The 17407-nt window shown below is 64.3% G+C and carries 18 protein-coding genes; 12 read left to right on the top strand and 6 right to left on the bottom strand.

Annotated features, from left to right (window positions below):
* Positions 1 to 106: 106 nt before the first annotated feature.
* Entirely contained in the window at positions 107 to 2062 is a 1956-nt protein-coding gene (locus tag ACOIX3_RS20395; protein ID WP_420971593.1) for a PAS domain S-box protein, read from the top strand.
* Positions 2063 to 2077: 15 nt separating this feature from the next.
* On the opposite strand, the gene ACOIX3_RS20390 is transcribed toward ACOIX3_RS20395, so the two are convergent.
* Both ACOIX3_RS20390 and ACOIX3_RS20385 read right to left on the bottom strand, forming a co-directional pair.
* Positions 2078 to 2296, bottom strand: a complete 219-nt coding sequence (locus ACOIX3_RS20390; protein ID WP_229186530.1) for a hypothetical protein — start codon at positions 2294 to 2296, stop codon at positions 2078 to 2080.
* 130 nt (positions 2297 to 2426) lie between these two features.
* Positions 2427 to 2762: a hypothetical protein gene (locus ACOIX3_RS20385; RefSeq protein ID WP_420971592.1), complete on the bottom strand. Its 336-nt coding sequence runs from the start codon at positions 2760 to 2762 to the stop codon at positions 2427 to 2429.
* A gap of 61 nt (positions 2763 to 2823) precedes the next feature.
* On the opposite strand from ACOIX3_RS20385, the gene ACOIX3_RS20380 reads away from it, so the two are divergent.
* Together ACOIX3_RS20380 and ACOIX3_RS20375 are read left to right on the top strand one after the other, a co-directional pair.
* On the top strand, positions 2824 to 3024 hold the full coding sequence (locus tag ACOIX3_RS20380) for a DUF3072 domain-containing protein (protein ID WP_229166414.1): 201 nt from the start codon (positions 2824 to 2826) through the stop codon (positions 3022 to 3024).
* A gap of 94 nt (positions 3025 to 3118) precedes the next feature.
* Positions 3119 to 3373: a hypothetical protein gene (locus ACOIX3_RS20375; RefSeq protein WP_420971591.1), complete on the top strand. Its 255-nt coding sequence runs from the start codon at positions 3119 to 3121 to the stop codon at positions 3371 to 3373.
* Between the two features lie 161 nt (positions 3374 to 3534).
* Here the strand turns inward: ACOIX3_RS20375 and ACOIX3_RS20370 are convergent, their stop codons facing one another.
* Positions 3535 to 3792, bottom strand: coding sequence for a hypothetical protein (locus ACOIX3_RS20370; RefSeq protein ID WP_420971590.1), 258 nt, complete (start codon positions 3790 to 3792; stop codon positions 3535 to 3537).
* A gap of 112 nt (positions 3793 to 3904) precedes the next feature.
* Between ACOIX3_RS20370 and ACOIX3_RS20365 the strand changes: the two genes are divergently transcribed.
* Entirely contained in the window at positions 3905 to 5974 is a 2070-nt protein-coding gene (locus tag ACOIX3_RS20365; RefSeq protein ID WP_420971589.1) for an ATP-dependent helicase, read from the top strand.
* 142 nt (positions 5975 to 6116) lie between these two features.
* On the opposite strand, the gene ACOIX3_RS20360 is transcribed toward ACOIX3_RS20365, so the two are convergent.
* Together ACOIX3_RS20360 and ACOIX3_RS20355 are read right to left on the bottom strand one after the other, a co-directional pair.
* On the bottom strand, positions 6117 to 6848 hold the full coding sequence (locus ACOIX3_RS20360; protein WP_342721989.1) for an adenylate/guanylate cyclase domain-containing protein: 732 nt from the start codon (positions 6846 to 6848) through the stop codon (positions 6117 to 6119).
* A gap of 82 nt (positions 6849 to 6930) precedes the next feature.
* The gene (locus ACOIX3_RS20355; RefSeq protein WP_420971588.1) at positions 6931 to 7182 is read right to left on the bottom strand and encodes a PilZ domain-containing protein; all 252 of its coding nucleotides are present in this window, start codon (positions 7180 to 7182) and stop codon (positions 6931 to 6933) included.
* 267 nt (positions 7183 to 7449) lie between these two features.
* Here ACOIX3_RS20355 and ACOIX3_RS20350 point away from each other — a divergent pair, with 267 nt between their 5' ends.
* From ACOIX3_RS20350 to ACOIX3_RS20340, 3 genes are read left to right on the top strand one after another with little or no spacing between them, the layout of a single operon-like run.
* A complete protein-coding gene (locus tag ACOIX3_RS20350; RefSeq protein ID WP_420971587.1) occupies positions 7450 to 8856 on the top strand; it encodes an MFS transporter in 1407 nt (468 codons plus the stop codon).
* Between the two features lie 11 nt (positions 8857 to 8867).
* Positions 8868 to 10055 (top strand): acyl-CoA dehydrogenase family protein, encoded by a 1188-nt coding sequence (locus ACOIX3_RS20345; protein ID WP_420971586.1) that lies wholly within the window; start codon positions 8868 to 8870, stop codon positions 10053 to 10055.
* 24 nt (positions 10056 to 10079) lie between these two features.
* Positions 10080 to 10481, top strand: coding sequence for a VOC family protein (locus ACOIX3_RS20340; protein ID WP_420971585.1), 402 nt, complete (start codon positions 10080 to 10082; stop codon positions 10479 to 10481).
* Between the two features lie 261 nt (positions 10482 to 10742).
* Here the strand turns inward: ACOIX3_RS20340 and ACOIX3_RS20335 are convergent, their stop codons facing one another.
* Positions 10743 to 11483 carry a Spy/CpxP family protein refolding chaperone gene (locus ACOIX3_RS20335; protein WP_420971584.1) on the bottom strand — a complete coding sequence of 247 codons (741 nt, stop codon included), beginning with the start codon at positions 11481 to 11483 and terminating at the stop codon, positions 10743 to 10745.
* Positions 11484 to 11938: 455 nt separating this feature from the next.
* Between ACOIX3_RS20335 and ACOIX3_RS20330 the strand changes: the two genes are divergently transcribed.
* From ACOIX3_RS20330 to ACOIX3_RS20310, 5 genes are all read left to right on the top strand, one after another.
* A complete protein-coding gene (locus tag ACOIX3_RS20330) occupies positions 11939 to 13279 on the top strand; it encodes an ABC transporter substrate-binding protein (RefSeq protein WP_212314438.1) in 1341 nt (446 codons plus the stop codon).
* Between the two features lie 116 nt (positions 13280 to 13395).
* Positions 13396 to 14334: a carbohydrate ABC transporter permease gene (locus tag ACOIX3_RS20325; protein WP_420971583.1), complete on the top strand. Its 939-nt coding sequence runs from the start codon at positions 13396 to 13398 to the stop codon at positions 14332 to 14334.
* Positions 14334 to 15245, top strand: coding sequence for a carbohydrate ABC transporter permease (locus ACOIX3_RS20320; protein ID WP_420971582.1), 912 nt, complete (start codon positions 14334 to 14336; stop codon positions 15243 to 15245). Before ACOIX3_RS20325 ends, ACOIX3_RS20320 begins: the two co-directional genes overlap by 1 nt.
* 31 nt (positions 15246 to 15276) lie before the next feature.
* Positions 15277 to 16377, top strand: a complete 1101-nt coding sequence (locus ACOIX3_RS20315) for an ABC transporter ATP-binding protein (protein WP_420971581.1) — start codon at positions 15277 to 15279, stop codon at positions 16375 to 16377.
* Between the two features lie 29 nt (positions 16378 to 16406).
* Complete coding sequence (locus ACOIX3_RS20310) at positions 16407 to 17396, top strand: hydroxyacid dehydrogenase (RefSeq protein WP_420971580.1); 990 nt, start codon at positions 16407 to 16409, stop codon at positions 17394 to 17396.
* Positions 17397 to 17407: the final 11 nt, after the last annotated feature.

Genomic DNA, 17407 nt, shown 5'->3' with positions numbered 1-17407 from the left:
TGCGCAGTAGCGTAAGCCGTTCGTATTGCTTGGGCTCGATCGGCGCATTTGATCGCATTGGAACATTGGCCTCGCCGGAACGTTCCCGGCGTTGGCAGGATTGGTGATGGTTAAGAAATCAGACCAGCTCAAGCGGGGCATTTTCGAAAGCGAGCGCAGCTTCCGGCTGTTGGCTGGAGGGGCAATTGACTATGGGATTTGCACGCTCGGCCCCGATGGACGGGTGACCAACTGGAACAAGGGCGCCGAGCGCATCACCGGCTATCCCGCCAAGGAAATCCTCGGCAAGCACTTCTCGGTCTTCTATCCGGCGGAGGATCGTGCGTCGGGCCTTCCCGCCAAGGCGTTGCAGATGGCGCGGAAGGAAAAACACGCCGTGGCCGAGGGCTGGTGCATCCGCAAGGATGGCACGCAATTCTACGCCTCTGTCGTCATCGATCCGATCTACGAGAAGCGCAAGCTGATCGGTTACGCGATGGTCACCCGCGACGTAACCGAGCGCCAACAGGCGCGCGCGGATCTCGACGCCAGCGAAAGCCAGTTCCGCCTGCTGGTGAGCAACGTCACCGACTACGCGCTGTACATGCTGACGCCGGCCGGCATCGTCGCCAACTGGAACGCCGGCGGCGAGCGCATCAAGGGCTATTCGCCGAGCGAAATCATCGGCCAGAGCTTCGCGCGGTTCTACACGCCGGCCGACCAGGCCGCGGGCAGGCCGGCCCGCGCGCTCAAGATCGCGGAAGAGACCGGGCACTACGAGGAGGATGGCTGGCGGGTCCGCAAGGACGGCTCGTTCTTCTGGGCCAGCGTCGTGATCGATCCGATCCGCGACAGCGACGGCAGCCTGGTCGGCTTTGCCAAGATCACGCGGGACATTTCCGAGCGGCGTGAGGCGCAGCAGAAGCTCGAACTGGTGCAGCGACAGCTGGCGGAATCGCAGAAGATGGATGCGCTGGGCCAATTGACCGGCGGCGTCGCGCACGACTTCAACAACCTGCTGATGATCATTTCGGGCAATCTGCACCGGATCAAGCGCGAGGTGACGAGCCAGCGCGGCCAGCTTGCCCTGAGCGCGATCGAAACCGCATCCGAGCGCGCCGCATCCCTGACCAGCCAGCTGCTCACCTTCGCGCGCCGCCAGAGCGTCAACCCGCAGACCATCGATGTCGCCGACAGGATCACCGCGGTGCGCGAGGTGCTGAGCAGCGCGCTCGGCGGCGCGATCAAGCTGAACTTGGAGATCCAGCCGGATCTCTGGCCGATCTTCGTCGATCCGAACGAATTCGAGACCGCGCTGATCAACCTTGTCGTCAATGCGCGGGACGCGATGGCTAGTGGCGGTACACTGACGGTCTCGGCCCGAAGCGTACCCGCAACCACCGAGGTGGCCGTCAGCGTCGCCGATACCGGCGAAGGCATCCCCCAGGATGTGCTGAGCAAGGTCTTCGACCCGTTCTTCACCACCAAGCCGGTCGGCAAAGGGACCGGCCTCGGACTGTCCCAGGTCCACGGCTTCGCCCACCAGGCCGACGGCCGGATCGAGATTGCCAGCACGCTTGGCAAGGGCACCACGGTCAGCATCTACCTCCCGCGCGGGACCGCGGCCGCAACGGGTACGACCGCGGGCCACAGCGTGCGCGGCTCCGCAACCGTCCTGCTGATCGAGGACAATCCGGCGGTCGCCGATGCGAGCACGGGCCTGCTCGAACAGCTCGGCTACACCGTGCGCTGGGCTTCGAACGCAGAGGCTGCCTTATCGGAAATCGAGACCAACGGGGTCGACGTGGTGTTCAGCGACATCGTCATGCCCGGCAAGATGGATGGGCTGAAGCTCGCGCGCACGATCCGGGACAGGAAGCCCGAGCTGCCGATCCTGCTGACGACAGGCTACAGCGACAGTGCGCGCAACGTGCGGTCCGACTTTCCGGTCCTGCGCAAGCCGTACCGCATTCAAGACCTCAGCCGCGAACTCTCGAAGCTGACGGGGCAACGTTCCGAAAGCGTGTCGAACGATCTCCCGGCAGATGAATATCTACCCAGGAAGGCGAGAGCGCGGTCATAATTTTCAAATGGAGGGCTAACGGTCCGCCGGCCAGGTCCGGCGCACCAATTGCACCCGTTCGATGCGGCTGCATTGCTCGCAGCGATATTGAAGGATGTCCCTGCCCTCGCTGCCCGGAGAGCTGCTCTCAAGCCGCATCGTCCTGATGCAGCTGATGCAGGAGATCAGCGTCAGCAACGGGCTGCGATCGTCATTCATCGATACCCGCGGTGGCGCGGTCGGATCGGCGATCATGGCGCTGGGCGATGCTATGGCGTTGGCTCTCACCACAAGAAAATGCCCACCCGCGGCCAGGGTTCCCGGCTCGAAACCAGATTCGGACTCGAGCCGGTGTGTGACGCGCCCTCCCGCTCGGGCGGACCGGTCAAACCCTCGCGTTGCTCTGGCCCGGCCTGAGCCTGCCTTTGTCCGGTTTGACGGGAGCCGATTTGTCGGCAGCCGGCTTGCCGGTCGCAACGGAGCGATCCGCAAAGCTTCGGCTCAGCCGCTCTCGAACCGTGGGGAGGCGCTCGCCGCCGCCGGCGGCCTTCCAGCGGCCGATGAGCTCGGTTACTTCGGCGCGCATCGCCATCAGCCGGTAGGACGCTTCGCTGCAATCCAGATCGCGGTTGACCTGATCCCGGATCGACGCCTCGACCAGGGTCATCTCAGCCCGCAAAGTGCTGATCTTGCGACGAATTTCATTGATCTTGTTGTCCATGGCTTGTTAGAACAAAAATAGAACATATTGTCAAGTCACGATCCGGCAAGCGAGGTGAGCGATGAGCATGGCAGCGGTGAGATTTGGCGGGGTTGCGGAGCGGCTTGGCGGGCTGATGTCGCGTGCCCAGGCGCTGCGGTTGCGGACCTTGGCCGAGGAGGCCTATCAGCCGAACCAGTACGCGCGCGACCTGACGTCGGAGGAAGCCGAACGGCGCATCGATGCCCTCAGGGCCGAGATCGCACTGGCGGATTCCTTCTGAACCGCCCGACCCGGACACTCCCTTAAGGCTTTGATATAGCGGCGCAGCTAGGTCTGTTTCTGCTATTGCTACTTTGTCTTGGGGGGAGCCTTTTGTGCTGGAGCTGGAGAAGCGGTCGCCGCTTGCGTTCCCGATCACGCTGAGGGACGGGCGAACACTCGCAACCGTCGGCGACGCGGCGGACTACCTGTCAGCATTGAGCGCGGATCAGCGCGAGCGCGGCTACTGGAAGACGGCGATCATGATGTTCAACAACGCCATGCGCGAACCCAATTATCTGAGGATCGCAACGATGAACCTGCGCTCTGCCCTTGTGTACGACCGCCTCGTCGACGACGTCGGCCACTGATTGTGGTGTTGCCGCTACAGCCGAATCGGCGCGCCTTTCGTAAGGCCCGTCCGTTATGGCCGCAAACAAGGTAACGGCGGTACACGCGACGGCCGGGGGCGCGATGCGCTTCGGCCGCACTCTCGGGCCGCCTTCGGAGGGCCAAGGCGGCCCATTTCTTTTCAAAGCAATTTGGCGCGGACGAACAGCACCCGCAGCGCGGAGGTTGCCTGCACCGTCAGCATGGCGTTGCCGGCCGCGCGCTCCAGCGCGACCAGCGCGTCGTCATGCAGTGAGCGGAACTCCATCCATTCGACGGCGCTGAGATTGCTGATGAAGCGGTAGGCCTGACCGACGGTCGCGAGCGTCACCGTCTCGCCGTTCAGCCGCACTCTGAATGTCGCCTTCAGCGGCGTGTCGGATTTGGAAACATCAGCCATGGCGCGGTTGTGCTCCGCGGCGCGTTAATGTCAATCTAATTTCTCTGCTCCCATCGAGGTGCGCCGGCTCCACGGAATCGCAATGTCTGTTAGCGTTTCGTGGGGGTGATTCGTGCCTGATCTTGCCAACACAGCCTATCTCGATGCGCTCAATTCCGAGCAGCGCCGCGCCGTCGAACACGGGGTCGGCAAGGATGGCATCGTGGGCGCCCCGTTGCTGGTGATCGCGGGCGCAGGCTCCGGCAAGACCAATACGCTCGCCCATCGCGTCGCGCATCTGATCGTCGCGGGCGCTGATCCGCGCCGCATCCTGTTGATGACCTTTTCACGACGCGCAGCCGCCGAGATGGCCGGCCGCGTCGAGCGCATCGCGCGGCGCGTGCTCGGCGATCGCGCCTCGATCATGACCGATGCGCTGAATTGGGCCGGCACCTTCCACGGCATCGGCGCACGACTGCTCCGGGAATTTGCCGAACGCATCGCGCTCGATCCGGCTTTCACGATCCATGACCGTGAGGACTCCGCCGACCTGATCAACCTGGTCCGCCACGATCTCGGTTTCTCCCGCACCGAAAGCCGGTTTCCCACCAAAGGCACATGCCTTGCAATCTATTCGCGCTGCGTGAACGCGGAGATGCCGATCGAGGCCGTGCTCGGCCAGTTCTTCCCGTGGTGCTCCGGCTGGGCCAGCGAGTTGAAGCAATTGTTCGCGGCCTATGTCGAAGCCAAGCAGCGGCAGAACGTGCTCGATTACGACGACCTCCTGCTCTACTGGGCGCAGATGGTGACGGATACGGCGCTGGCCGAGGAGATCGGCGGCCGCTTCGACCATGTGATGGTCGACGAATATCAGGACACCAACCGCCTGCAGTCCTCCATCCTGCTCGCGCTCAAGCCGGCTGGACGCGGGCTCACCGTCGTCGGCGACGACGCGCAGTCGATCTACTCGTTCCGCGCCGCCACCGTGCGCAACATCCTCGACTTCCCGAGCCAGTTCAGCCCGGCCGCCGAGATCGTCACGCTCGACCGCAACTATCGCTCGACGCAGCCGATCCTGGCGGCCGCCAATGGCGTGATCTCGCTCGCCAAGGAACGCTTCACCAAGAACCTGTGGACCGACCGGACCTCGACCCGCAGGCCGCTGCTCGTCACGATCCGCGACGAAGCCGATCAAGCCCGCTACATCGTCGAGCAGGTGCTGGCCAACCGTGAGGAAGGCGCGCTGCTGAAGCACCAGGCGGTGCTGTTCCGCACCTCCTCGCACAGCGGTCCGCTGGAGATCGAGCTGACCCGCCGCAACATTCCCTTCGTGAAATTCGGCGGCCTCAAATTCCTCGACGCCGCGCACGTCAAGGACATGCTGGCGCTGCTGCGCTTCACCGCCAATCCGCGCGACCGGGTCGCCGGCTTTCGCATCCTGCATCTGTTGCCCGGCGTCGGGCCGGCCTCGGCGCAGCGCGTGCTCGACCGCATGGCCGAGGCCGCCGATCCGATCGCAGCACTCGTGGCACTGCCTGCCCCGCCCCGCGCCGGCGCCGACTGGCGGCTGTTCGTCGAGGCGATCGAGAACCTCCGCTACTCGGAATGGCCCGTCGACATCGAACGCGCGCGCCTCTGGTACGAGCCGCATCTCGATCGGATCCACGAGGACAGCGAAGTCCGCCGCGCCGACCTCATTCAGCTCGAGCAGATCGCCGCCGGCTATCCGTCGCGCGAACGCTTCCTCACCGAGCTCACGCTCGATCCGCCCGACGCGACCAGCGACCAGGCCGGCGTGCCGCTGCTCGACGAGGATTATTTGATCCTGTCGACCATCCACTCCGCCAAGGGGCAGGAATGGAAATCCGTCTACGTGCTCAACGTCGTCGACGGCTGCATGCCCTCCGATCTCGGCGCCGGCACCTCGGCTGAGCTCGAGGAGGAGCGCCGCCTGCTCTATGTCGCCATGACCCGTGCCAAGGACGATCTGCATCTGCTGGTGCCGCAGCGCTTTTTCGTCCACGGCCAGGCCGCCAAGGGCGACCGCCACATGTACGCCTCGCGCACCCGCTTCATCCCGGAGCGGCTGCTGCCGATGTTCGAACGGACCACATGGCCGCGCGCCGCGGCCGCGCAGGCCTCCTCCGCCAGCCGCGCGCCGCCGATCGACATCGGCGCCCGGATGCGCGGCATGTGGCGCTGACCCGGTTCAAAAGGATTTCACGTGGGCGGGAACGAAGCCGCCGGTCCGGCGTTGAGGCGACGTTCGTAATCGGCAAACGACCATCCCGACGGCTTCGGCGCGCAATGGCACGCTGGAGCCGTCTTTTTTGCGCCGCGTCAATTCAGGCAGAGAACAGCGTCACCGGCTGGTCGAAGCCCTTCAACGTATAATCGGAACCGGCCGCGGTGATCATGTCGCGGGTTCGGTCGCGTACGGCCGTCGTGACCAGGATCTCGCCGGATTTTGCCATCGCCTGCGCGCGCGCCGCCCGATTGACCACCGTGCCGACCGCGGTCAGGTCGCGATGGGTCTGCCCGAACTCTCCGAAATTGGTGTCACCGCTGTCCATCCCGATCCCGATGCCGAGCTCGATGTCGCCGGCGCCGATCGTCCGCACCAGGGCGTCATGCCTTTCCTGGAAGCGGCGCTGGATGTCGCGCGCTGCCAGCAAGGCCTGCACGGCATGGTCCTCCCGCCGCACCGGAAAATTGAAGATCGCGAACACGGCATCGCCGATCGTCTTGTTGAGAATGCCGTCATAGCGCCAGATCGCGGCGGCGCAGTCGTCGTAGAACGCATCGAGCAGCGATGTCAGCCCGTCCTGCGCGATGGTCTGGGTCAGCGTGGTGTAGCCGCGCAGATCGGCGAACAGGATGGTGGCGTCGATGGTCACGGCGCGTGCCTTCATGATCTTCGAGAAGGCCATCTCGCAGATCGTGCAGGTGTTCGGATTCATACGGCTCGGCCGGACACCGAACAGACGGAACGGCGCCGACAACGGGCCGCGCAGCGGGATCGGCATGTGCAGGTTTTGCCAGCAGCCAAGGCAGATCGTTGCGGGTTCCGGAGTCATCGGCGTGTCACCTGCTGTTCCAGCAACGAAACCGTCCCACCCTGGCTCGGTCGGTCATGGCGTCCCCACGAGATTGCCGCGCTCAGGCGGTCGTCACGAAACTCACTCCAATCCGCGTCTTCTTGCTCCAGATCACCTGGCACTCATAGACAACCGAGGCGTCCCGGGCCATCACGAGGCGGAATCGGTGCGGGACGAAGGCCGGATTCTCGACCTCGATGGCCGCTCCCTCCGGCGACATGTTCACGATCGTGCAATGCATGACCGAACCGCCCGACGAGACATAGCCGGGTTCGTTGACCTCGGTTCGCGGATGCTTGCGCTTTTCGTCCACCCGGCCTGCCCCCTAAACTTTCTTCACGCAAACGTGGGCGATCGGCATTGCCGGAGTCAACGGCTCCCGCGGCTTGCATCAGGCTTTCGCACCACGATTTGTGCGCAGCAGTAAGCCGACTTGTGTATCGCGCCCGTGCAGATGAGCCCCGCGTCGGTGCGGGCTTGCCGTTCGCGACGGCGCGAGGATAGCCTCACCCTATGGGCGATGCGCTGGCGCGACGCACGCTCCCAACAACAACGAACAGGCGCCATGGGGAGACGCGCCATGTTCGAGATTCTCGATCGCCGGACGACTCTGACCGGCAACCAGATCAAGATCCTTGCGGCGGCCATCATCGGCGATGCGCTGGAATTCTTCGACTACTTCCTGATCGGCTTTGTGCTCGCATTCCTGATCGGGCCGTGGAAACTCACCTTTGGCCAATCGGCCACCGTGCTGATGAGTTCCGGCATCGGCGCCATCCTCGGCGCCTATCTCTGGGGCTGGCTCGCCGACCGGGTCGGGCGCCGCATCGTCTTCATCGGCACCGTGCTGAACTTTTCGATCGCGACCGGCCTGCTCTATTTCACGCCTGACAATGGCTGGGTTTATCTCGCCATCCTGCGCTTCTTTGTCGGCACCGGTGTCGGCGGACTTTATTGCGTCGACCTGCCGTTGGTGCAGGAGTTCATGCCCTCGCACAAGCGCGGCTGGGTCGGCGGGCTCGTCACCTGCGTGATCCCGCTCGGCGTCGGCCTCGGTGCGGTGCTTGGAGCCGTGATGGGCACCGACCAGTGGCGGCTGCTGTTTGCGATCGGCGTGCTGCCCGCTGTCCTGGTGCTGCTGGTCCGGCTCTGGGTTCCGGAGTCGCCACGCTGGCTGTGCCGGCAGGGACGCTATGACGAAGCCCGCAAGTCGCTGGCCTGGGCGCTCGAGGTGCCGCCATCCGAGCTGCCCTTGCCGAGCGCGGCCGACGCCGGCCCGATCGTCAAGACGAGCTGGTTCGACCTGTTCAAATATCCGCGCAGCCTGATCGTCTCCTGGCTCGGCAATGCCGGCGCACAGACCGGCGTCTACGGCATCACGCTGTGGGCGCCTGCGCTGTTCGTTCTGCTCTTGAAGGTCACGCCGCAGGAGGCCGCCAAGATGATGATCCTGCTCAGCATCACCGGTTTCCTCGGCCGCCTCTCGTTCTCCTGGTTCTCGGAACTGCTGGGACGGCGCATCGCCGGCGGTCTGCTTGGCTTCGGCGCCGGCGCGCTGACCATCATTGCCGGCTATCACTACGACGCGACGCTGTTCGGCATGTCGGCATTCTGGCTGCTGCTCGGTGCCGCGTTCTTCTTCGCCGACGGCGGCTTTGCGATCGTCGGCCCCTATGCCGCGGAGGTCTGGCCGTCGCATCTGCGCACCACGGGCATGGGATCGGCCTATGGCTTCGGCGGCATCGGCAAGATCATCGGACCGGTCGGGCTTGCCCTGATCGTCGGCTCGAACAACTATCTCAAGCCGGATGTGCCGCTCACCCAGATCCCGACCGCCTTCGTCTATCTCGGCTGCTGGTTCCTGATGGCGGGCGCCGTCTATCTGTTCTTCGGGCTCGAGACCCGGGGCAAGTCGATCGAGCAGATCGACAAGGAGCTCAACGCGACGGCTGACGTCGCGGCCTCCGCAACCATCCGGCGCGCCTGAGGGAGGTGAATATGAGCGTGACTTCTGCCGATCTTGCCGGCGATCGCGAGGTGATCGCCCGCGCCGAGGCAATCAGGCACGCGGTTGCAACCGCGTCCGACGAGATCGAGACGACCCGCCGCCTGCCGCCCGACCTGCTCGACCGGCTGCACGAGGCCCGGCTGTTCCGCCTGCTATTGCCGCGCTCGACCGAGGGGATCGAAACCGATCCCGTCACCTTCTTCCATGTCATCGAGACCATCGCCAAGGCCGATGCCTCGACGGCGTGGTGCCTGAGCCAGGCCGGCGGCTGTGCGATGTCGGCGGCCTATCTCGACCTGCCGGTCGCGCAGGAGATGTTCGCCGACCCGCGCGCCGTGCTCGCCTGGGGACCCGGTCCGAAGGTCAGGGCGGTCGAGTGCGCGGGCGGCTACCGCGTCACCGGGGTCTGGTCGTTTGCATCAGGCGGGCGGCACGCCACCTGGCTTGGCGCCCACTGCCCGGTCTATGCCGCCGACGGCTCGCCGCGCCGCGACGCCAATGGCGAGCAGGTCGAGCGCACCATGCTGGTGCGGACCGAAGACGTCGAATGGACCGACATCTGGAACACGGTCGGGCTGCGCGGCACCGCCAGCGACCAGTTCGCGCTCAACGACGTCTTCGTCCGCGCGGACCATTCGATCACCCGCGAGTTCGATCGCGAATGCCGCGAGAATGGCCCGCTGTACCGGATGAGCAACCACACCTGCTATCAGGTCGGCTTCGCCGGGGTCGCCTGCGGCATCGCCCGCAGCGCGCTGGACAATTTCGTTGATGTTGCCCGCAACAAGGTGCCGCGCGGCATGAAGAAGACGCTGCGCGACAATGCCGTGGTGCAATCCGGCCTCGCCCAGGCCGAGGTCAATCTGCGCGCCGCCCGGGCCTTCCTGCTGCAGTCGATGGCGGATATCTGGCAGGACCTGGTTGCCGGCCACAGCATTACGGTCGCGCAGCGCATGACGATCCGGATGGCGGCAACGCACGCCATCCACAAGGCGCGGGAAGCCGTCGACTTCGCCTACAACACGGCCGGCGCCACCGCGATCTTCGACGGCCATCCGCTGGAACGGCGCTTCCGCGACATCCATACCGTGACCCAACAATTGCAGGGCCGTTTCAGCCATTTCGAGACCGTCGGCGCCTGGATGCTCGGCGTCGATGCCGACCTCAGCTTCGTCTGATCTGAATTCTCAGGGAGAAGAACCATGCCATTGGGCGGACTACAGCATTACACCATCGAGCCGCAGGACCTGGAGAAGACCAAGGCTTTCTATTGCGATGTGCTCGGGCTCGAGAATGGCGATCGCCCGCCGCTCGATTTCCCCGGTTACTGGCTCTATTCCGGCGGCCAGGCCACCGTCCATTTAATGGGCACCCGCAAGCCGCGCGACGGCATCGTGGTGCGCGGCACCGAGAAGAAATATCAAGACACCGGGCGGCTCGATCATATTGCCTTCGCCGCCACCGACGTCGATGCCGTGCGCAAGCGCCTGCAGGCGAAGAACGTCAGCTTCCGTGAGCAGATCGTGCCGCGCACCGGCGACACCCAGATATTCCTCTACGATCCCGACGGCGTCGGCGTGGAGCTGAACTTCCCGAAGAGCTGAACCGGTCTTCGCCGGATTATTCCGCTGCTCAACAATCGGCCGGCGCATGTGCCGGCCAAATTTTCATGTCTGCAAAACGGTTCCCGACAAGGCCCTGACTCGGCCATCACTCGGGCGCGATCCGGTCCGTTTTTCTTCAACATTGAATGACGAATTAACCGGGCCGCGCCGCTGCGGCAGAATAGCCGGGTGCTGCGCCTTTAACCTACCCCAGGGCCTGGTGGCCCGGCTATTCGTCCCCACTTCGCCGGCGATAGGTCCTCAATCGAGCCCGCGTTCGTGGCTGAGGCGGACCATTTCGTTGATGAAGATTTGTTTCTGCTTGTCGTCGAGGCTCGCATAGAGCGGCTCGGCGGCGTCGGCGACGCCGCGCTGATCGACGGCGCGGTCATTTAGGAACTGGGCCTCGTTGCGCATCTGCTCGATGATGTCGTCAGGCGGATCGCGCTGCGCGCGGGCAATGCGCAGATTGAGACGGTCGGCGCCATTGTGCCCGAGATAGTGCATCGCACTGTTGAAGCCGGCCCAATTCTTCTCCTGCTCCGGCGTCAGATTGAGCTCCTTCTTGATCCGCTCGATGTTCGCGTCGCTGTTGGCGACGATCTGTTCGCCCGTGAGCTGCGGTGCGCCGGCCTGGGTCAGCACGGTCGGCGCTTGCTTCGCGCCCTTGTCCTTGGCGGCGGCCTTGGCCGATTTGGCGGCTTTGGCGCCCTGCTTGTCAGCGGACGCCGGAGCCTGTGCGTTCTTGCCGTTGCCGGCGTTGTTGTTGCCGGTCAAGACCCCGGTCACGCCGGTCACCACCCCGACGACGCCGCCGATTGCTCCGCCAAGAACGCCGCCAACCGGGCCGGCGGCCTTGTTGCCTTCGCGCGCGCCGTTTTCGACACCCTGCACGATCTGCGCATCGACCATATGAGGCACTGCAAGCAGCGTGACGGCGGCGGCCCCAACCGCGACGCACAATTTCCATTGCGCTCGCAGCTTCGCTACCGGGATGAGCATGATCGAGTCTCCGTGATCGATGGTGGATTGCAGGATTGACGCGGCGGGCAGGTTCGACGAATCCGGACTTTATCGTTTCCGGCTTCGGCAAGTCTATCGGTCGCGACGGCCATCAACATGACGGAACGCGGCTCGATCAGGCGTGGCCGGAAACCTGCGGCTCAACCGCGCGCCGTCTGCGAGCGTCGCTGCGCCAACCTCCGCGTGCGTCGCAGCATGATCAACGGAAGCACGGCAAACCACGGGGCAGCTGTGGTGTTGCCGATGACACTGCCTGCGATTTGACCACAACGTTAGTACTACTTGGCATAGGCATCTCGTTTCTCGACAGCAGCCGGCAATTCTGTTCTGATCAGTGTGAATGAAATCCCGCGACGTCGCGCGAACGCGACGCACAAAAACAACAACGGGATTCAAAAAGTCTTTTGTCCGTCGGCTACCAGGGAGGGAATGCCATGTCACGGAAGAAGCTTTCGCGCCGAGAATTCGTTGCAGCGACAGCGCTGTCATCGGCGGCGCTCATTACAGCCCCCTACGTGCGTGGCGCCTACGCAGCCGGAAAGCTCTCGATGGGCTTCTGGGATCACTGGGTGCCGGGTGCGAACAGTGCCTCCACCGAGCTCGTCAATGAGTGGGCCGCCAAGGAAAAGGTCGAGGTCCAGCTCGACTACATCACCAGTCAGGGCAACAAGAACATCGTGACCATCGCCGCCGAAGCGCAGGCGAAATCCGGTCACGATATCTTCCAGATGCCGACCTGGTGGCCACAAGCCAATGCCGAGCTGCTCGAGCCGGTCAACGACATCATGGACCCGCTCCTCAAGCTGAACGGCGACGTCAACGGCACGGTGAAATATCTCGGCCAGGCCGACGGCAAATGGCTCGGTGTTCCCGCCAGCGTCGGCAGCCAGATCAAGGGCCCCTGCTCGCGCATCGACCTGATGAAGAAATACGCCAATATCGACGTCCAGGAGATGTATCCGGCCGGAAGCCCGCCGAAGGCCGACAACTGGACGCTCGATACGTTCCTCAAGGCGGCTGAAGCCTGCCACAAGGCCGGGTTCCCGTTCGGCATCGGTCTCGGCGAAACCAGCGACAGTGTCGACACCGCGGGCGCGATCTTCCACTCGTTCGGAGCGCAGTTGGTCGACGCCAAGGGCAACCTGACCGTCAAGACCGATGCGGTGCGCCAGTCGCTCGAGTACTACAAGAAGCTGCTCGCCTTCCTGCCGCCCGATGTCTCCGCATGGGACGATGCGTCCAACAACAAGTGGCTGGTCGCCGGCAAGGGCGCGATGATCATGAACCCGCCGAGCGCATGGGCAGTCGCCAAGCGCGATGCCCCGCAAGTCGCGGAGCAATGCTGGACCCACGGCTTCCCGGCCGGACCCAAGGGACGCTTCGCGCCCTACCTGCCGTTCTTCTGGTCGATCTGGTCGTTCTCCAAGAACAAGGAGGCCGCCAAGAGCCTGCTGTCTCACCTGTCGCAACCGGCATCGATCGAGAAAATGGTGGTCGCGAGCGGCGGCTACGACCTTCCGGCCTACGAAAAGCTCACGACGTTGAAGGTCTGGGAAGAGGTAGGGCCGCCCAAGGGCACGCTCTTCCACTACCCGAACCCCTTCAAGCACCAGACGCTGTCGATGGCGGCCTCGCCGGCGCCGCCCAAGGTCGCGCAGCAGATCTACTTCCAGGCCACCCTGACCAAGATGTGCCTGCGCTACTTCCAGGGTGAAGGCATGGAGAAGACCCTCGCCTGGGCCGAGGGCGAGTGCGAAGGCTTCATGCGAAGCTGACGACGAGCGAGCTTTCGCGCGACCGTCCGTAGTGCCGGCCGCGCGGGGTCTCGTCTTCACATCCCGGCCGCCGAACCGGCGAGCCGTGCAACCAACCCGCGCGAGGGACCTGCGTTATGGTTGACGTCGCATTCCAATCCAACCGTACAGCCGCAGTCCCGGCTGGGCGACGGCGCACCGGTCTGCGCAACGCGCTGCGGCGCAAGTCGATGTCCGCGTTCCTGATGGCGCTGCCGTTGATCCTCCTGATCGGCGTGCTGGTGATCTATCCGGCCATCTACTCGCTGCATCTGGCGACGCTGAACAAGGCGATGACCAAGTTCGTCGGCCTTGGCAACTTCGAGTTCCTGTTCAAGCGCGAGACCTTCTGGCTGGTGGTCAAGCAGTCCTGCATTTTCGCGATCTCGGCGGTGGTGTTCAAGGCGCTGATCGGCTTCATCGTCGCGCATTTCGTGCACAACGTGCCGGCCAACAAGCAGCGCAAATGGCGCGGCATGCTGCTGGTGCCATGGGTGATCCCGCCGGCGATGAGCACACTGGCCTGGCTGTGGCTGTTCGACCCGTCCTACAGCGCCTTCAATTACACGCTTGCGTACTTCGGCATCGGGCCGATCCCGTGGACCGGCGACGCCATGTGGGCGCGTTTCTCGGTGATCCTGGTCAACGTCTGGTACGGCGCGCCGTTCTTCATGATCATGTATCTGGCGGCGCTGAAATCGGTGCCCGAGCAGCTTTATGAAGCCGCCGCGATCGACGGCGCCAATTGGTGGCAGCGTATCTGGTACGTGACCCTGCCGATGATGCGCAACATCATCGCGATCACGACGCTGTTCTCGCTGATCGTGACCTTCGCCAATTTCGACATCGTGCGCATCCTGACCGCCGGCGGGCCACTCGACCACACCCACATCTTCGCCACCTGGGCGTTCCGCGTCGGCATCGAGGGCAGCGACATTCCGCTCGGCGCCAGCGTCTCGCTGTTCATGGTGCCGATCCTCGCGGTCGCGGCGATCTTCATCCTGCGCGACATCACCAAACGCGGGAATGAATCCTGATGAGCACGGTGACGATCGACAAGTCCGGACCAACCCGCAAGATCAAATACGGCAGCATGAGCCGCGACCGGACCTGGGCGCTGCGCTGGTCCTATTTCTTCCTGACGCTGTTTGCGATCTTCTCGCTGGTGCCGCCGTTCTACATGCTGATCACTTCGCTGAAGAGCAGCGCGGAGATTTCCGCGGCGACCAACCCGTGGTGGGTATATCATCCGACGCTCTCCAACTACGTTGAGTTGCTGACCTCCAATCAGTTCCTGCGCTTCTTCTGGAATTCGGCCTGGGTCTCGATCATCGTCGTCACCATCACGATGCTGATCAGTGTGCCGGCGGCCTTTGCGCTGGCGCGGATGAAGTTCTGGGGCTCGGCCACGCTCGCGACCGGGGTGTTCCTCACCTATCTCATTCCGGACAGCCTGCTGTTCATCCCGTTGTTCAAGATGTTTGCGGTGATCGGCGATTGGACCGGCATCCAGCTTATCAATCGCTGGTACGTGCTGCTGTTCATCTATCCGACGCTGACGGTGCCGTTCTGCACCTGGATCATGATCGGCTATTTCGCCTCGATCCCGAAGGAGCTCGACGAGGCGGCGATCATCGACGGCGCGAGTTGGTTCCAGACCCTGACCCGGATCTTCATCCCGGTCGCCCTGCCCGGCCTGATCGCGGCGACGATCTTTGCCTTCACCGTCTCCTGGGCCCAGTTCCTCTATCCCCTGGTGTTCACCACCTCGACCGATCAGCTGGTGCTGCCGGTCGGCATCATCACGACCCTGATCAAGGGCGACGTCTTCAACTGGGGGCAGATCATGACCGGCGCCCTGCTCGGCGCCGCGCCGCCGCTGATCATCTACGCCTTCCTGATGGACTACTACATTGCCGGCCTGACCGCCGGTGCGACAAAGGGTTGAACGCGACAAAGGTAGGATAAGGGTAGGATTCATGGCCGACGTCAGTTTGCGCAAGGTGGTGAAGCGTTACGACGAGGTCGAGGCGGTGCGCGGCATCGACCTCGATATCGCCGACCATGAGTTCGTGGTGCTGGTCGGGCCGAGCGGCTGCGGCAAGTCGACGACGCTGCGGATGATCGCCGGCCTCGAGGACATTTCCGACGGCGACATCATGATCGGCGGCGATGTCGTCAACGATGTGCCGCCGAAGGACCGCGACATCGCGATGGTGTTCCAGAACTACGCGCTCTATCCGCACATGACGGTCGCCGAGAACATGTCGTTCGGGCTTCGGCTGAAGCACTACCCCAAGGCCGAGATCAAGAGCCGGGTGACGGAAGCCGCCAGGATGCTCGACATCACCGATCTGATCGACCGCAAGCCGAAGCAGCTCTCCGGCGGCCAGCGCCAGCGCGTCGCGATGGGACGCGCGATCGTCCGTAATCCGAAGGTGTTCCTGTTCGACGAGCCGCTGTCCAACCTCGACGCCAAGCTGCGCGTGCAGATGCGGATCGAGATCAAGAAGGTGCACCAGAAGGTCCGCACCACGACCGTCTACGTCACCCACGACCAGGTCGAGGCGATGACGCTGGCCGATCGCGTGGTGGTGATGAACCACGGCAGGATCGAGCAGATCGGCACGCCCAACGAGCTCTATCACAAGCCGGCGACCCGGTTCGTCGCAAGCTTCATCGGCTCGCCCGCGATGAACTTCGTGCCGTGCCGGCTCGAGGACGTCGGCGGCAAGCTCAATGTGCGGCTGACCGATCGGCTCTCGTTCCCGCTGCCGCCGGCGCGCGCCGCCCGCTACCAGGGCCTCTCCCGCACCGACAAGCTGCTGCTGGGTCTGCGGCCCGAACATGTCATGGAGGCGCGTCCGCACGCCGAGCCCGGCATCGAGCCGTTCGATGCGATGCTCGACGTCACCGAGCCGATGGGCATGGAGACGCTGGTCTACTTCACGCTCGAAGGCTCCCAGCTCTGCGGCCGGGTCAATCCCAATGCCGGCGCGCAGGATGGCAGCCCGCTCCGATTGGCTGTGGACCTCAACAATATGCATTTGCTAAACGAGGTGACCGGCGCCGTGCTTTGACGGCGCACAAGAAACCTCAAGGGCAGGAAATGGCTACCAACAAGAAGAAGATTTTCATCACCCAGACTCTGTCGCCGGGGGCACGGGTGCTCCTCAATGAACGGGATGATGTAGAACTCGTCGAATTTCCCAACCTGATCTCGGCCAAGGACTTCCAGGCGATGCTGGAGCGGCATGCGCCGGTCCATGGCGTGGCGCTCGGCGCGACCCGGTTCGGCGAGGCGGAGCTGGAGGCGTCCAAGGGTATGCTGGTGGTGACTAGGATCGGCGTTGGTTATGACGCGGTCGATGTGCCGGCATTGTCGCGCCGCAAGGTGCCGCTGATGGTCGCAGGCACCGCGAACTCGCCGTCGGTCGCCGAGCACGCCTTGTTCATGATGCTGACGCTGGCCAAGCGCGCGAACGAAATGCACGCGATGGTCAAGGACGGCACCTGGGCGAGCCGGCTCGGCGCGCTGCCGTTCGACCTCTACGGCAAGACGGTCCTGATCGTGGGCTTCGGCCGCATCGGCACCCGCACCGCCAAGCGCTGCCTCGCGATGGAAATGAACGTGCTGGTGTACGATCCCTACAAGGCGGCCGGCGAGATCACCGCGGCCGGCTGTGAGGCGGTGCCGAGCCTCGAAGCAGCGTTGCCGCGGGCGGACTTCGTCACGATCCACTGCCCGAAGTCGCCCGAGACGGTCGGCCTGTTCAACGCCGCGCGGATCAGGCTGATGAAGCCGACCTCCTATCTCATCAACACCGCCCGCGGCGGCATCGTGGACGAGAAGGCGCTGCACGACGCGCTGGTGTCGGGCAAGCTCGCCGGCGCCGGCCTCGACGTGTTCGAGGTCGAGCCTCCGCCGGTCGGCCAGCCCCTGCACGCTTTGCCGAATGTGATCCTGGCGCCGCATGTCGCGGGCGTGACCGTCGAGGCCGTCGATCGCATGAGCGAGCAGACCGCGCGCAATATCCTGAGCGTGCTGGACGGCAATCCGCTGCGCCAGAACGTGATCAACCAGGACGTCCTCGGCTGAGCTTTCAGCCT

It is taken from the genome of Bradyrhizobium sp. B120 (assembly GCF_049075665.1).
GTDB lineage: Bacteria > Pseudomonadota > Alphaproteobacteria > Rhizobiales > Xanthobacteraceae > Bradyrhizobium.
This window is presented reverse-complemented; position numbering and strand designations above follow the sequence as displayed.

Excerpts from the sequence above, each read along its gene's own strand:
- ACOIX3_RS20395 (WP_420971593.1), top strand. The coding sequence starts at position 107 with ATGGTTAAGAAATCAGACCAGCTCAAGCGGGGCATTTTCGAAAGCGAG.
- ACOIX3_RS20390 (WP_229186530.1), bottom strand. The coding sequence starts at position 2,296 with ATGATCGCCGATCCGACCGCGCCACCGCGGGTATCGATGAATGACGAT.
- ACOIX3_RS20385 (WP_420971592.1), bottom strand. The coding sequence starts at position 2,762 with ATGGACAACAAGATCAATGAAATTCGTCGCAAGATCAGCACTTTGCGG.
- ACOIX3_RS20380 (WP_229166414.1), top strand. The coding sequence starts at position 2,824 with ATGAGCATGGCAGCGGTGAGATTTGGCGGGGTTGCGGAGCGGCTTGGC.
- ACOIX3_RS20370 (WP_420971590.1), bottom strand. The coding sequence starts at position 3,792 with ATGGCTGATGTTTCCAAATCCGACACGCCGCTGAAGGCGACATTCAGA.
- ACOIX3_RS20360 (WP_342721989.1), bottom strand. The coding sequence starts at position 6,848 with ATGACTCCGGAACCCGCAACGATCTGCCTTGGCTGCTGGCAAAACCTG.
- ACOIX3_RS20350 (WP_420971587.1), top strand. The coding sequence starts at position 7,450 with ATGTTCGAGATTCTCGATCGCCGGACGACTCTGACCGGCAACCAGATC.
- ACOIX3_RS20345 (WP_420971586.1), top strand. The coding sequence starts at position 8,868 with ATGAGCGTGACTTCTGCCGATCTTGCCGGCGATCGCGAGGTGATCGCC.
- ACOIX3_RS20340 (WP_420971585.1), top strand. The coding sequence starts at position 10,080 with ATGCCATTGGGCGGACTACAGCATTACACCATCGAGCCGCAGGACCTG.
- ACOIX3_RS20335 (WP_420971584.1), bottom strand. The coding sequence starts at position 11,483 with ATGCTCATCCCGGTAGCGAAGCTGCGAGCGCAATGGAAATTGTGCGTC.
- ACOIX3_RS20330 (WP_212314438.1), top strand. The coding sequence starts at position 11,939 with ATGTCACGGAAGAAGCTTTCGCGCCGAGAATTCGTTGCAGCGACAGCG.
- ACOIX3_RS20325 (WP_420971583.1), top strand. The coding sequence starts at position 13,396 with ATGGTTGACGTCGCATTCCAATCCAACCGTACAGCCGCAGTCCCGGCT.
- ACOIX3_RS20320 (WP_420971582.1), top strand. The coding sequence starts at position 14,334 with ATGAGCACGGTGACGATCGACAAGTCCGGACCAACCCGCAAGATCAAA.
- ACOIX3_RS20315 (WP_420971581.1), top strand. The coding sequence starts at position 15,277 with ATGGCCGACGTCAGTTTGCGCAAGGTGGTGAAGCGTTACGACGAGGTC.
- ACOIX3_RS20310 (WP_420971580.1), top strand. The coding sequence starts at position 16,407 with ATGGCTACCAACAAGAAGAAGATTTTCATCACCCAGACTCTGTCGCCG.